At 60.8% G+C, this 13,186-nt stretch carries 14 protein-coding genes and 1 tRNA gene; 5 read left to right on the top strand and 10 right to left on the bottom strand.

Annotated features, from left to right (window positions below):
- Positions 1 to 54 precede the first annotated feature (54 nt).
- The 7 genes from EDD52_RS14330 to EDD52_RS14360 all read right to left on the bottom strand — a co-directional run bounded on the left by EDD52_RS14330 (position 55) and on the right by EDD52_RS14360 (position 5,835).
- Positions 55 to 564: an Hsp20/alpha crystallin family protein gene (locus EDD52_RS14330; protein ID WP_132246132.1), complete on the bottom strand. Its 510-nt coding sequence runs from the start codon at positions 562 to 564 to the stop codon at positions 55 to 57.
- A gap of 26 nt (positions 565 to 590) precedes the next feature.
- The gene (locus EDD52_RS14335) at positions 591 to 992 is read right to left on the bottom strand and encodes an Hsp20/alpha crystallin family protein (protein WP_132246134.1); all 402 of its coding nucleotides are present in this window, start codon (positions 990 to 992) and stop codon (positions 591 to 593) included.
- A gap of 24 nt (positions 993 to 1,016) precedes the next feature.
- Positions 1,017 to 1,463: an Hsp20/alpha crystallin family protein gene (locus EDD52_RS14340; protein ID WP_132246136.1), complete on the bottom strand. Its 447-nt coding sequence runs from the start codon at positions 1,461 to 1,463 to the stop codon at positions 1,017 to 1,019.
- Between the two features lie 677 nt (positions 1,464 to 2,140).
- Positions 2,141 to 2,217, bottom strand: a tRNA-Arg gene (locus EDD52_RS14345).
- Between the two features lie 59 nt (positions 2,218 to 2,276).
- Positions 2,277 to 3,665 carry a sensor histidine kinase gene (locus EDD52_RS14350; RefSeq protein ID WP_132246138.1) on the bottom strand — a complete coding sequence of 463 codons (1,389 nt, stop codon included), beginning with the start codon at positions 3,663 to 3,665 and terminating at the stop codon, positions 2,277 to 2,279.
- 20 nt (positions 3,666 to 3,685) lie between these two features.
- Entirely contained in the window at positions 3,686 to 5,104 is a 1,419-nt protein-coding gene (locus EDD52_RS14355; RefSeq protein ID WP_132246140.1) for a dihydrolipoyl dehydrogenase family protein, read from the bottom strand.
- Complete coding sequence (locus tag EDD52_RS14360) at positions 5,104 to 5,835, bottom strand: TVP38/TMEM64 family protein (RefSeq protein ID WP_132246142.1); 732 nt, start codon at positions 5,833 to 5,835, stop codon at positions 5,104 to 5,106. Before EDD52_RS14360 ends, EDD52_RS14355 begins: the two co-directional genes overlap by 1 nt.
- A gap of 286 nt (positions 5,836 to 6,121) precedes the next feature.
- On the opposite strand from EDD52_RS14360, the gene rpmH reads away from it, so the two are divergent.
- From rpmH to EDD52_RS14385, 5 genes are all read left to right on the top strand, one after another.
- Positions 6,122 to 6,256 (top strand): 50S ribosomal protein L34, encoded by a 135-nt coding sequence (gene rpmH / locus EDD52_RS14365; protein WP_084350332.1) that lies wholly within the window; start codon positions 6,122 to 6,124, stop codon positions 6,254 to 6,256.
- Between the two features lie 22 nt (positions 6,257 to 6,278).
- Entirely contained in the window at positions 6,279 to 6,689 is a 411-nt protein-coding gene (rnpA, locus tag EDD52_RS14370; RefSeq protein ID WP_132246144.1) for a ribonuclease P protein component, read from the top strand.
- Positions 6,686 to 6,916, top strand: a complete 231-nt coding sequence (gene yidD / locus EDD52_RS14375) for a membrane protein insertion efficiency factor YidD (protein WP_132246146.1) — start codon at positions 6,686 to 6,688, stop codon at positions 6,914 to 6,916. The genes rnpA and yidD overlap by 4 nt, the downstream gene beginning before the upstream one ends.
- Positions 6,917 to 6,978: 62 nt before the next feature.
- Positions 6,979 to 7,869 (top strand): tRNA 2-thiocytidine(32) synthetase TtcA, encoded by an 891-nt coding sequence (gene ttcA / locus EDD52_RS14380; RefSeq protein WP_132246148.1) that lies wholly within the window; start codon positions 6,979 to 6,981, stop codon positions 7,867 to 7,869.
- 78 nt (positions 7,870 to 7,947) lie between these two features.
- Positions 7,948 to 9,486 carry a GGDEF domain-containing phosphodiesterase gene (locus EDD52_RS14385; protein ID WP_132246150.1) on the top strand — a complete coding sequence of 513 codons (1,539 nt, stop codon included), beginning with the start codon at positions 7,948 to 7,950 and terminating at the stop codon, positions 9,484 to 9,486.
- A gap of 161 nt (positions 9,487 to 9,647) precedes the next feature.
- On the opposite strand, the gene yihA is transcribed toward EDD52_RS14385, so the two are convergent.
- From yihA to yidC, 3 genes are read right to left on the bottom strand one after another with little or no spacing between them, the layout of a single operon-like run.
- Positions 9,648 to 10,298 carry a ribosome biogenesis GTP-binding protein YihA/YsxC gene (gene yihA, locus EDD52_RS14390; protein ID WP_132246152.1) on the bottom strand — a complete coding sequence of 217 codons (651 nt, stop codon included), beginning with the start codon at positions 10,296 to 10,298 and terminating at the stop codon, positions 9,648 to 9,650.
- A complete protein-coding gene (locus tag EDD52_RS14395) occupies positions 10,298 to 11,038 on the bottom strand; it encodes an MOSC domain-containing protein (RefSeq protein WP_132246154.1) in 741 nt (246 codons plus the stop codon). The genes yihA and EDD52_RS14395 overlap by 1 nt, the downstream gene beginning before the upstream one ends.
- On the bottom strand, positions 11,038 to 12,861 hold the full coding sequence (gene yidC, locus EDD52_RS14400; RefSeq protein WP_132246156.1) for a membrane protein insertase YidC: 1,824 nt from the start codon (positions 12,859 to 12,861) through the stop codon (positions 11,038 to 11,040). Before yidC ends, EDD52_RS14395 begins: the two co-directional genes overlap by 1 nt.
- Positions 12,862 to 13,186: the final 325 nt, after the last annotated feature.

The following is a 13,186-nucleotide window of genomic DNA, read 5'->3' on the forward strand; positions in this document are numbered from 1 at the left end:
TATCGGCCAATTTGAGCGGTGGTGCGGCCGGTCAATTCCGGCCGCCCATCTCGATCATGCCGCTTTGACGGGGATCCGTTTGATCCGCGCCTGCGCCTCGTCCGATTTTGGCAGCGTGACGGTCAGAACGCCGTGCTTGAACTCAGCTTCGGCCTTGTCGGTATCAATGCCGGGCGGCAGCGGGATCGTCCGGTAGAAGGCCCCGTAAGAGCGTTCGGACATGTAGACACCCTTGCGCGTTTCCTCGTGTTCGAGCTTCTTCTCACCACGTATTGTCAGCGCGTCGCCCGACAGCGAGATGTCGATGTCTTCTTCGCTCATGCCGGGGAGTTCGACCTCGATCGTGACATTAGCCTCCGTCTCCGCCACATCGGTGCTTGGCCCGAACATGCCGACGGGGCTCGACCTTCCGTTCCAGCCGTTTTCGACCCGGCTCCAGAAGTTTTCAAAGACATCGTTGATGTCTCGTTGAAGTTTGACGAGCGGGTTGCTTTCGACCGCGGTGTCTTTGGACGGGGTCTTTTCCCTGTCACGTCCCCACGGGATAAGATCGCCGATCTGCATTTTCCTTTCCTCCTTTCCGATACGCGTCAGACCGCCTTGACAGCGATTTTCTTCGGCTTGGCCTCTGCGGCGCGTGGCAGTTCCAGTCGTAAAACGCCGTTCTTGACGCTGGCCTTGATCTTGTTTTGGTCAACTGCGTCCGACAGCGTGAAGACCCGGCTATATCCGCCTTCGCGGTATTCCGAAGACAGACGGCGGTAGCCTTCGGGAGCATGCGGTTTGATGTGGCCGGTCAAGGTCAGAACCTGACGCTCAAGCGTCACATCAATGTCACCCGGCGCCACGCCCGGCATGTCGGCGAGGATGACGGTCATGTCGTCTTTTTCGAAGATGTCGACTGCTGGCGTGAACATATGTTCCACCTGGTCGCCTGCACCATTCCGGGATGCAACATCGCGGCCATCTTGGGTTGCGAGTTCGAGTGCCATGATGATCCTCCTTTCTACACTGGCTTACGATTTGATTTCGATGCGCTTGGGCTTTTCATCTTCGGGGCGCTGCATCTCGACGGTCAGCACGCCGTTTTCGAACCGGGCATCGACCTGATCGGCCTCAACACGGAACGGAAGCTCGACCGAGCGAGAGAATTTGCCCTTCGGTCGCTCGCGCCGATGCCAGGTCAGGTCGTCATCACTGTCGTGATCGCTGAATTCGCCGCGGATGGAGATCGCCGAATTCCGGACGGTGATCTCGATATCATCTTGTGACAGGCCGGGAAGTTCGGCTGTCATCACGATGCTGTCCTCACCGGTCCAGAAATTCACCGGCGGATAGCTCGCAACAGAGCGCGAAGTGCCCAGACCATCAAACAGCCGGTTCATCTGGCTCTGCATACGGCGCATATCGACGAACGGATCGGTCCCGGCGAAGGGATCAAAGCGTGTGTGAAGCATGGTCATCCTCCTTTCCTTTGCTCACGTGATACTCGCGGCCGGGCCGCCAAAGCGTACAGGTTTGCAATGACTGCACAGTGGCAGGTCAGGCACGATCCATTTTCGGGAGATACCGACGTGGCGGGTTGCAGGAGGAACGCAACGCCAAAGCCCTGACGCAAAGATCCGCGCCAAGCCTGACTGGCAGCCAAATGAGCGATTGCGCAGCGCCAATCGCCGGTTCCACTACCTGGGGACCCGCCAACGGCATCCCCACGCCAATTCAGGTGGAAACACGCCTTTGAAATATCAAGTGGCCGGCCGGAATATTTCTGCGCGATTCCCACATCAATGTGCAATTCCAGTCCGGGTCAGATGACGGAGGAGGAGGCGTCGCAACAAACCAAGTTCGATACGTGGTATTTCGTGCTGGCCTTTATCGACGTCCTGTTCGTACAGGATCCGTGGTCGCGTTCCCATGCCATATCTCTACCGATATAATCGATGGGCCTGCTCGATCTTTTTAAACGTCTAACAAGGGAACGGTGCGGGTGGCACCTTTCGCGCATAGAAAAGACGGAGACTTGGGCACAGTGCCGAGCTAACGCACGTGTTTAATAGATTCTCAGGCGCTTCTTCTTCGCGGGGTAAGATGTGGGGCAGCTAGCCTTTCGCCACCTTTTGCCGGTGAAATCAAAGGCAAATGGCGGACCGAGGAGGATTCGAACCCCCGACCCCCTGATTCGTAGTCAGGTACTCTATCCAGCTGAGCTATCGGTCCGTGAGGGCGGGATTTACCTGTGGGTGGCGGGCATTGCAAGGGGCAAATGGCAGGAAAATTCAGTCTTCGACCAAATCTTGCATCGGCAGGCAGATCTCGAACCTTGTGCCGCCTTCGTCGCTGGAAACCAGCCGAAGCGTACCGCCATGGCCACGCAGCAATTCCTGCGAAATCGCCAGACCCAGACCAGAGCCTCCCTTGCGGGCGCCGCCCTGGAAAGCCTGGAACAGGTGTTCGCGCGCTTTGGGCGGCAAACCGGGCCCGGTATCGGTCACCTCGATATACCAGTAATTTTCATCTTCGCGGGCCGCGACGTTAATCTCGCCGGGGTTGCCCGTGCCGATGATCGCTTGGCGCGCGTTGCGCACGAGGTTCGACAGCGCCCGGTAGAGTTGTTCGCTATCCGCGCGGATCATCAATTGCGCCGGAATATCCTCGGACAGGCTCAGGTCGTGGTCGCCGATCGCCAGCCTTTCGCTGTCCAGCACATCGCCGACCAGTTCCGCCAGATTGAAACGCGTGAGCGTCGGTGCCGGCTCCTCTGCCCGGCCAAAGGCCAGCGTGCTTTCGCACAAGGACACGGCGCGCGAGATCGAGTTCACGAGCTTTGGTGCAAGCCTTTGTACGGTGGGATCTTCGGACGTTTCGATACGGTCGGTAAACAGCTGAGCCGAGGTCAGGATGTTGCGCAGATCGTGGCTGATTTTCGCCACGGCCCCGCCGAGCTGAGCCAACCGTTCTTTCTGCTTCAATGCCGAGGTCAGCTGAGTTTCAAGCGATTGCAACGCGTCCTCGGCCTCGCGCAGTTCACGCACGCGCGCGGTGGGACGGATGATCCGCCTTGTGTCCTCGGGCGAGGCGGCATAAGCGGCCATCTGGCGGACGACCTTCTTGATCGGTTTGACCAGCAACCGGCGCACCGCGAGAAACAGCATCACCGCGGTGATGACAGAGATTACGGCAGACAGCGCAAGGATGCGCAATCCATAGTCGATCATCGCCATGCGCAATGGCGCGGTTTCCATCGTGACCTCGATCAGCAGGCCAGCATCGCGCAGCGGGTTGCCGATAACCCGGATCATGCGGTCCTCCGGGTTGGCCAATTGCGCGACCGCATCGCGGATCAGCGTGATCGCAGACGGATCCCGAAGGTCATATGTTTCCGAAATCGGATGCGGCATCGGCGAGGACAGCACCAACTGTCGCGCCTCATCGCGGCGCAGCACGATGTTGAAGACGCCCGCATTCAGCAGCAGCTCTTCTTCCAGATCCGCGTCGATACTGTCATTGGCAAGCCGCGCAAGCGATGCGATCTGCGCTCTCTCCAGCCGGGTAAGCAGGAAATCCTCTCGATACCGTGCGACGGACGGAAGGAAGATCAGCACTTCCGCCAGCATCACGAAAATTGTGGTCAGGATCAGGAAACGGCCAGAGAGCGAATTCAGCATGGGCAGTTAACCACAATCCTTCAAGGCAGCCAGCGCTGTACCAGTCCAACAACGCGTTTGACCATGTCACTTTCAAACAGTCTGGGGCTGAAATAGGCGCCCGCCGCGCGTTTGTTAACCTCCCCGATGGTTGGATAGGGCGAAACCATGTTGGCAACATGGCTCATTTTCAGCCCGTTGGCGATAACAAGGGACCACAGGTTGATCAATTCACCCGCCTGATACCCGGCGATGGAGACGCCGACAGGACGTCCCTTCACCACCATGACCTTGATCAGGCCAGTCGTCTTGCGTTCAGCAATGGCGCGGTCGTTGTGGCTGTAATGGAAGCGGACCGTTTCCAGCCGATCTCCGTGTTTTTTCTGGGCCTGCGCCTCGGTAAGACCGACCTGCGCCAGCTCTGGGTCGGTATAGGTCGCCCAGGGGATATGGCTGGTCTTGGTCTTCGCAGGCAGCCCGAAAAGGGCGGAGCGGATGACTATGCCCGCATGATAGCCCGCGACATGCGTGAATTGCAGCCCGCCCGCGACATCGCCGATGGCATAGATCCGCCGATTGGTCGTTTTCAGGCTGTCATCGACCTTGATGCCCGCGCGCGTCGTCTCGACCCCGGCAGCATCGAGGTTCAGGCTGGCGGTATTTGCCTTGCGCCCGACAGCCACCAGAAGATGCGTGCCCCGAAAGATGCGCCCGTCCTTGGCCTCGACTTCAATGGCACCTTCAGTGCCGCGGATCTCCTGCGCCATCGCGTCTTCTGCGATCACGATATCTTCGGCGCGCAGCTTTTCCAGCACGACCTCAGCCATTTCAGGATCGTCCTTGCCAAGCGCCTTTGCGCCTTCAATGACCGTAACCTCTGATCCAAGCCGCCGGTGTGCCTGTGCCATCTCCATCCCGATGGGGCCGCCGCCGATCACCAGAAGGTGGCGAGGGCGTTCGACCTGCTCCCACAATGTCTCGTTGGTCAGGTACGGCACCTTGTCCAGTCCGGGAATGGGCGGCACGAGCGGCGACGACCCGGTTGCGATCACGATCCGGCGCGCGGCGATGACGGTATCGCCCGCCTGAACCTCGTTCTCGGAAAGGAATTTGCCATATTCGCGGATCACAGTGACGCCAAGACCTTCGAACCGTTCCTGACTGTCAACCGGGGCGATCTGGCTGATCACATCGGACACATGCCTCTGGGCTGCGGCGTAATCGACCTGCGGTGCCACGTCGGCCACACCGTAGACGCTTGCATGCGACATACCGTAGGCAACCTTGCCGCTGGCAATCAGCGCCTTGGACGGGACACACCCATAGTTTAGGCAGTCGCCACCCATTTCACCGCCTTCCAGCAGCACAACCTTGGCACCCATCTGCACTGCGCCCGAGGCAACCGACAGGCCGCCAGAGCCTGCGCCGATGACCAGCAGATCCGTTTCAATGCGTTTCATCAGATGTCCTTCCGTCCGCGAATTGCTTTGACGATGATAGGAAGCGCGGCCAGCGCGGCCAGTCCAAGGATCGGGCCGATGACCTGCGGTTCCCACAGCAAGCTCAGATCCGGCGTGCCTCCGCGGTCGAACACCTCGCCGACGCCCACCCCGATGGAGGTATAGACCATCGCGCCCGGAATGATCCCGACCAGGGTTGTCCACAGGTAATTGCTGAATTTGACGCCTACGAGAGCAGGCACGAGATTGGCCACGAAGAACGGCACGACCGGCACAAGGCGCAGCAGGAACAGGACGCTGATCTCGTTCTCGCGCAGACCTTCGCGAATACGGCTTAGCTTGCCGTCGGATGCGTCCATCTTGGCGCTGAGCGCCTGCCCCAGCCCCCAGCGCGCCGCAAGGAAGATCGCGGCTGCACCGACGGTCGCTGCGGCCACGTTGAACACTGTTCCGGTCCACAGGCCGAACAGGAAGCCGCCTGTCACCGACGCCACGGCGGCCCCGGGCAGAGAGAATGCGACGATCACGATATATGTCGCGACAAAGCCCAGCGAGAGCAAAAGGAAGTGCCCGTCGCGGAAAGCCAGCAGCGCCTCACGATTCGCGCGCAGCGTCTCGAAGGTCAGGTGGTCGCGCAATGTGAAATAGCCCACCGCGGCTACCAAAAGAATCACGATCAAAGGTAAATGCCGGGCCGCGCCGGGTTGTTTGGTGTCGGTCATGTCGCTCATTTCTGGGTTCCGCCTCTGGGGTATCGTGACAGATACATGCGCAATACAGGGCGGAAACGATAGCTGCCTCACGGGTGCTTGATCCACAGTGACGGAATTGGCAGTGAAACGGCACGTTCCGTACCGGACTGAAACATTCCGCATCGTCTTTGCGCAGAAATTGTTGCAGAACCCGTTCGTGGCGTTTGACTTATCCTCGGCACCTGCCTATAGCACGGGCTTCGAATAAACGGCCCCGCGACAAATGTTTCGCGCCCTGGGCCCGAGATCAGACGGAGACGGAGCGATGAAACGCACCTTTCAACCCTCGAACCTGGTTCGCAAACGCCGCCACGGATTCCGTGCGCGCATGGCCACCAAGGCCGGCCGCAAGATCCTGAACGCACGTCGCGCGCAGGGCCGGAAGTCGCTGAGCGCGTAATCCGCGCCAGGAGACGAACGTTATGACACCGCCGGTGGCTTCCGTGGATGGCATTTCTGCCAAAGACACGGGCGGGCCAACGGCGGTTTCGTCATGTCCGGGCCTCATTGTACTGCGTAAACGGTCGGACTTTCTTGCCGCAGCGCGGGCACGCCGTCAGGGCACTGCCTCGATGATGGTGCAGGCCCGCGCGCGCAATGACGATGATCCGACGATTCGCGTTGGCTTTACCTGTTCCAAGAAGGTCGGCAATGCCGTTGCCCGCAACCGTGCCAAGCGTCGGCTGCGCGAGGCTGCGCGCGCTGTTCTGACCCGGGATGGGCAGGCGGGATATGATTATGTTCTGATCGGCCGGGCCGAGTCCACAGCCGCGCGCCCGTTTGAGGCGCTCAAGGGCGATCTCAGCTACGCGCTGCGAAAACTGCACGGATGAGCCCGCTCGCGCATATCGTTGCCCTGCCCGTGCGCGCCTACAGGCTTCTTTTTTCACCTTGGGTCGGCCATGGGTGCCGGTTTCAGCCGACCTGTTCGGCCTATGCGATGGAAGCACTGGAAAAGCACGGCGCGTTTCGTGGCAGCTGGCTGGCCGCCCGCCGCATCGCCAGGTGCCATCCCTGGGGCGGCTCCGGCGTCGACAACGTGCCGGACCGGCACGGCTAGGCCACTGGCCGAATCCCCCCTGCCCGCGCTATCACCCAGCGACCCAGCCAAAGGCCCGGACCATGCTTGACGATCTTGACGACATTCACCCGCTGTTTCACGGCGCTCCTGCCAGCACCGAGTTCAAGAAGCTGCGCAAGCGAATCGTCCGCCAGACGCGCGAGGCGATCGAGCACTATGGCATGGTGGATCAGGCGGCGCGGCAAGACGGTGGTCGTCCGAAATGGCTGGTTTGCCTGTCTGGCGGCAAGGACAGCTACACCCTTCTTGCGGTGCTCCATGAATTGCAGTGGCGTGGCCTGCTGCCCGTCGACCTTCTCGCCTGCAATCTGGATCAGGGGCAGCCCGGGTTTCCGGCAACCGTTTTGCCTGCGTTTCTGGAAAAGATGGGCGTGCCTCATCGCATCGAATATCAGGACACCTATTCCGTCGTCGTCGACAAGGTCCCCGCAGGCCGCACCTATTGCGCGCTCTGCTCGCGTCTCCGGCGTGGCCATCTTTACCGGATTGCCCGCGAAGAAGGCTGCTCTGCCGTGGTGCTTGGGCACCACCGCGATGACATTCTGGAAACCTTCCTCATGAACCTGTTTCATGGTGGGCGTCTTGCGACAATGCCCCCCAAGCTGGTCAATGAAGAGGGGGACCTGTTCTTGTACCGCCCCCTTGCCCATGTTGCAGAGGCAGATTGCGAGAAATTCGCCCGTGCGATGAACTATCCCATCATCCCCTGTGACCTTTGTGGCAGCCAGGACGGGCTGCAACGCCAGCAGGTCAAGCAGATCCTCGACGGGTGGGAGAAAAACAGCCCCGGCAGACGGCAGGTCATGTTCCGCGCGCTGACAAACGCGCGCCCGTCGCATCTTCTCGACCCAAAGCTCTTTGATTTTACAGGGCTCGCGCTCCGAGACGCCGAAATTGACGAAAATTTGCCGGATATTCCCCGGCTGAGTTAAGTTTTGCGCCACCCCCCATGCGCTACGTTACGGCCATCACGGTCGGTCCGGACGGGCATCGCTACCACGGGGGACAAGATGAACATTATCGGTACGGCAGTTCGGCGGCGGATGAGAGAGCTGCGGCGCGTCCTGCAGGGCCCGCAGCTGATCGCCTTTGTCCCGGCCATAGCGCTGGCGGCTTTCTGGGTCTTCGGCGAACTGGCACTTCTTGGCGTCGCACTCGGCCTGCCAATGCTCTTGTCGGGGATGGGCCTGTTCTCCATGTCGGACAGCGGCCATCACGGGCGCGCTTGCGAGGTTACCACGCTGGACAAGCTTGAACCCGTCGCGACGCGGCTGGCCCAACGCGCCCAGGAGCAAAACAAGTTAACCGCCTGCTTCCTTCTCGGGTTCGAGGACACCGAGGAACTAGACAGCCGGCACGGTGCCGAAACCGTGTTCAAACTGCGCGATGCGGCCACCGGCAGGATTCGCAGCGCGCTGCGGCCCGGCGATGACATCTATATCGTGGACAAGACCCGGATTGCTGTTCTTCTGGGGCCAGTTATCCGGCTGGATCTTGAAAGCGCATTGCAAATTGCAAGCCGCATTCAGGCCGCCGCAGAGGAGCCTGTTGTGGTCGCCGGCAGCGCGATCTACCCCAGTTACAGTGTCGGCCTCAGCCTTTCTTCCCGCCTCGAAATAGAGGCGCAGGGCAAAGACTTCCTCTCCAGCGCCAATGCGGCGCTTGAGGATGCGCAGTCCAGCGGCGCTTCTGCCATCCGCGCGTGGTCGCGCCATGGGCGCTATATGAAAACCGCCGAGACGCCATTGGAAACCGAAGTCCGTGCCGCCTTGGAGGCCGGAGAAATTGTGCCATGGTTCCAGCCGCAAATCAGTACCGAGACCGGACAGGTCACGGGTGTGGAGGCGCTGGCGCGCTGGTTGCACCCGGATCGCGGCACGCTGCCGCCAGCCGTCTTCCTACCTGCGATCGCGTCGGCGGGGTTGCTCCCCAAACTGGCCGAAACGATCCTGCGAGAGACGCTCGAAGCGTTGCAGGACTGGGATAGTCTTGGCCTCACCGTCGCAAGTGCCGCGGTCAACATGACAAAGCAGGATCTCGACGATCCAAAGCTGCCGGATCGTATCGCCTGGCAACTCGATCGTTTCAATCTAACGCCCGACCGGCTGTGCATCGAGGTGCTGGAGGATGTCGTTGCCGAAGGGCCGGACGACGTCACCGCCCGAAACATCCGGGCATTGGCTGCGATGGGCTGCGGCATAGACCTTGATGATTTCGGCACGGGTAAGGCCTCCATCAGTGTATTGCGGCGGTTCGACGTGTCGCGCCTGAAAATTGATCGCAGCTTCGTGACCCGGGTGGATACTGACGAGGATCAGCGCCGTGTCGTTGCCGCCGTTATCGGAATGGCAGAGCGGCTTGGCCTCGACACGGTGGCCGAAGGTGTCGAAACGGTTGGGGAACACGCGTTGCTGGCCCAGCTAGGGTGCAAGGTTGTCCAAGGCTTCGGCATCGCGCGCCCGATGTCGCCAGAGCGCATCCCAAAGTGGATCCAGACCTACAATGCCAAGCTGGCGCAGGCGCCACGCCTGCCCCGCGCGATGGGGTGATTTCCTGCGGTAATCGACGGGATCGGGTCAGCGCCTCGGCGCAGCCTGCCCCAGACCCCACTAAAGGCGCTAAGACAAGACCCAAGCGGTGACGGCGCCGTCTGAACGGGTAACTGCATGCAAGCAGTGGCAACAGCGCTGCACGCAACCCTGCGGTCGTTTCAGTCGAGCCCGGCGATTATGGCACGAAGCGTTTCTATGCCCTCGGATTTCTCAGACGAGGTCAGCACGATTTCGGGATAAGCGGCCGGGTGTTTCGAAAGCGCGCCACGAACCTGATCCAGAATCTTGTCGCGCTCGGCAGCCTTCACCTTGTCGGCCTTGGTCATGACCACTTGGAAAGTGACGGCCGATTGGTCAAGCAGGGTCATGATCTCTTCGTCCACCGCCTTAACGCCGTGGCGCGTATCGATCAGCACGAAAGCACGGCGAAGATTTGCGCGGCCAGAGAGGTATTTCTTCAACAGGCGCTGCCATTTCTCGACCACCGGAAGCGGCGCATTGGCATAGCCATAGCCGGGCAAATCCACCAGATAATGCGTGGCGCCCTGCGTGAAGAAGTTGATCTCTTGCGTGCGGCCCGGCGTGTTGGAGGCGCGGGCCAGCGCCTTTGTCCCGGTCAACGCATTTATGAGCGTCGACTTGCCCACATTGGACCGCCCGGCAAAGCAGACTTCCAGCCGGTCCGCTTCCGGCAAGCCATCCATCGCAACGACACCCTTCAGAAACTGCGACTCCGCGGCAAAGAGCATGCGCCCCTTTTCACGGGTGATATCGTCGGGATCTTCGGCCAGAGGAAAGGGGAGCTGCATCAGACTGTCTCCAGATTGTCACCAATGGCGATGTCGCCAGAGGCTGTGACTTCGCCATAGACACCCATATCGGTATGTCCCCAGGATTTGAGCGCACCCAGCGTGTCTGCATCCCGGATGCCCGTCTCGGGGTTCGCGGTCGTGGCGAGGCAGCGCGTGACCGGTTCGGAAATACGCAGACGCGCGCCACCGATGCGGATTTCCTTGCCGACCCAGTCGAATTCCTGCCAAGGAGCCAACCCGTCGAGCCAAAGGTTCATGCGCCAGCGCCGCACATCGAGCGGCTGGCCGAGCTTTTCCTCCACCGCGCGCAGCGTTGCGAGGTTGCCAATGGAAACGGACGGGTAGTCTGTATCCGTCATACCGCGCTCGGGCGCAGCGATCACGCGCGCGGAGGCCGCGCGGTCCTCTGGCATCAGCGGCCGGGTCCAGGCGATCAGCTTGTCGCCTTCGTCGTCAGGGCGAAATCGAAGCTCCGCCAGATCGGGATGGGTGAGGGTCAGCGTCTTTGTCGTTTCGTCGAACTTCGCCCGTATCGCCATCAGCCCCGGCGCCTTGGCCCCGCGCGAAAAGTTCGCACAAGGCACCCAATCAGAGCCATCGGCCTTCGAGGCTTCATGCGCCACAGCCCATGTCCTGTCCCAAGGCAGTGTTTGCCCCTCGGACAGGCTGACATGTGTCAGTTCTTCGCAGCCATGCGCCTTGATCGGATGGCGCCAGATCTGCGCGACCCGACCCATCACTTTTCGTCCGGCTTTGGCTTCTTCTTGAACGAGGACAAGATGTTGCCGAAAACGTCAGGTTTGTAGCCCTGGCTGCGCATGATCAGATACTGCTGCGTGAACGTGATCGTGTTGTTCGCGATCCAGTACAGCACAAGACCCGAGGCAAACGTGCCGAGCATGAACATGAATACCCATGGCATCCAGGCAAAGATCATCGCCTGTGTCTTATCGGTGGGCGCCGGGTTCAGTTTCTGCTGCAACCACATGGAAATGCCCAGAAGGATCGGCAGGATACCCAAGCTGAGGATCGCGAGGAAAGAGTTGGGATCCGGCGGCGCAAAGGGCAGCAGGCCGAACAGGTTCAGGATCGACGACGGGTCCGGCGCGGACAGGTCGCGAATCCACCCGATCCAGGGTGCGTGGCGCAGCTCAAGCGTGACGAAGATCACCTTGTAGAGCGAGAAGAAGATCGGGATCTGCATCAGGATCGGCAAACAGCCCGAGGCCGGATTGACCTTTTCCTTCTTGTAGAGCGTCATCATCTCTTGCTGGAGCTTCTGACGGTCGTCCCCGGCCTTTTCCTTGATCTTTTCCATCTGCGGCTGAAGCTCTTTCATCTTCGCCATCGACACGTAGGATTTATAGGCAAGCGGGAAGAGCAGCGCCTTGATCAGGAAGGTCAGAAGAATGATGGACCAGCCCATGTTGCCAATCAGCGCGTTCAGCCAGTGCAGCACGGCGAAAATCGGCTTGGTCAGGAAGAAGAACCATCCCCAGTCGATCGAATCGTCGAAACGGTCCACGCCTGCTTTTTCATAGCCGCGAATGGTGTCCCATTCCTTGGCACCTGCAAAGAGCTGGGTGGACACTTCGGCGGTCGCGCCCGGCGCGAGGCTGATCGTGGGATGCACGGCCTCTGTCTGGTAGATATCGCGACGGTCGTCATACTTGATCACGGATTTGAACGCCGATCCGGGCGTGGGGACAAGCGTCGACATCCAGTAGTGATCGGTGAAGCCGATCCAGCCGTTTTCAGACACCTGTGTCACCTCGGCACGGGCACCTTCACTGGCATTGACCGCGTAATCCGCGATATCGTCGTAATCGACTTCGGAAAGCTCTCCGTCCGACATGCCCACGACCCCTTCGTGCAACACGAAGAAGTTCTTCAGGTCCTGCGGTTCGCCATGACGGGCCAGAACACCGTAAGGCGCAAGCGTTGCAGTGCCGCCCGACGTGTTTTCGACCTGCTGCGAGACGGTGAACATATAGTCCTCATCCACGGCGATGGTGCGGCGGAATTCCAGACCGGCCGGGCTTTGCCACGTCAGGGTAACGGGCGCTTCAGGTGTCAACGTGCTGTTGCCTTCGACCTGCCACAGGGTGTTGGCCCCGGGCACGTCGTCAACCGACAGCCCGGATCCCGGCGCCCAGCCGAACAGGGCGTAGTAAGGCTGGTCGGAGCCGACAGGGCGCAGCATGTGGACGGTTTCGGAACCGGGCTCCACGGTGACCCTGTAATCGCTGAGCGCGAGATCATCGATCCGGCCACCGGCGAGCGAGATCGACCCGCTCAGCCGCGGGGTCTGGATCTGGATGCGGGGCGCGTCTGCCGCGCTTTGCTCGGCGGCGGGGTCCACGGTGGTCGCAGCTGCGCCATCGCTGGGCGCGGCCATGGGCACTGCGGCAGTGTCGCCTGCCGTATCCTGCTGAACGATTTCGGGGGCGTTCGGATCAGGCGCGGCAGTCTCCGGTGGGGGGAAGAGTACGAACCACGTCAGGATCACGGCGAAGCTCAGCGCCGTCGCGAGAATGAGGTTCTTGTTCTGATCGTCCATGGGGGAACGCCACCTGTGCCTGTTCCGGAAATTAGGCTTGGGTTCAACAGACCCAAGGGGGAAAGGTCAAGCGGATTATCCGTAAACAGGCGGCGATTCGACGGCAGATGGCACCTGTTTCCTTGTTTTTGTCACGCCAGAGACCAGCGCATTCACCGCTTCGGCATGGCCGACCGCGCCATCAGGCAAGGCCCACCCATGCCTGCGAGGCCACATCTTGGGCCAAAGGACAGCTACGCTCCCCCCTTGGCGCGGAGCAGGTTTCGCGCGGCAGCCTCCCTGACCATCAAGGCGTAGCTTGCCCTTGCACCGCCTGCCTGCGCAC

It is taken from the genome of Primorskyibacter sedentarius (assembly GCF_004342065.1).
Taxonomy (GTDB): Bacteria; Pseudomonadota; Alphaproteobacteria; order Rhodobacterales; family Rhodobacteraceae; genus Primorskyibacter; species Primorskyibacter sedentarius.

Bases quoted from the DNA above. Each gene is read 5' to 3' on its own strand.
- EDD52_RS14330 (WP_132246132.1), bottom strand. From the start codon at position 564: ATGCAGATCGGCGATCTTATCCCGTGGGGACGTGACAGGGAAAAGACC.
- EDD52_RS14335 (WP_132246134.1), bottom strand. From the start codon at position 992: ATGGCACTCGAACTCGCAACCCAAGATGGCCGCGATGTTGCATCCCGG.
- EDD52_RS14340 (WP_132246136.1), bottom strand. From the start codon at position 1,463: ATGACCATGCTTCACACACGCTTTGATCCCTTCGCCGGGACCGATCCG.
- EDD52_RS14350 (WP_132246138.1), bottom strand. From the start codon at position 3,665: ATGCTGAATTCGCTCTCTGGCCGTTTCCTGATCCTGACCACAATTTTC.
- EDD52_RS14355 (WP_132246140.1), bottom strand. From the start codon at position 5,104: ATGAAACGCATTGAAACGGATCTGCTGGTCATCGGCGCAGGCTCTGGC.
- EDD52_RS14360 (WP_132246142.1), bottom strand. From the start codon at position 5,835: ATGAGCGACATGACCGACACCAAACAACCCGGCGCGGCCCGGCATTTA.
- rpmH (WP_084350332.1), top strand. From the start codon at position 6,122: ATGAAACGCACCTTTCAACCCTCGAACCTGGTTCGCAAACGCCGCCAC.
- rnpA (WP_132246144.1), top strand. From the start codon at position 6,279: ATGACACCGCCGGTGGCTTCCGTGGATGGCATTTCTGCCAAAGACACG.
- yidD (WP_132246146.1), top strand. From the start codon at position 6,686: ATGAGCCCGCTCGCGCATATCGTTGCCCTGCCCGTGCGCGCCTACAGG.
- ttcA (WP_132246148.1), top strand. From the start codon at position 6,979: ATGCTTGACGATCTTGACGACATTCACCCGCTGTTTCACGGCGCTCCT.
- EDD52_RS14385 (WP_132246150.1), top strand. From the start codon at position 7,948: ATGAACATTATCGGTACGGCAGTTCGGCGGCGGATGAGAGAGCTGCGG.
- yihA (WP_132246152.1), bottom strand. From the start codon at position 10,298: ATGCAGCTCCCCTTTCCTCTGGCCGAAGATCCCGACGATATCACCCGT.
- EDD52_RS14395 (WP_132246154.1), bottom strand. From the start codon at position 11,038: ATGGGTCGGGTCGCGCAGATCTGGCGCCATCCGATCAAGGCGCATGGC.
- yidC (WP_132246156.1), bottom strand. From the start codon at position 12,861: ATGGACGATCAGAACAAGAACCTCATTCTCGCGACGGCGCTGAGCTTC.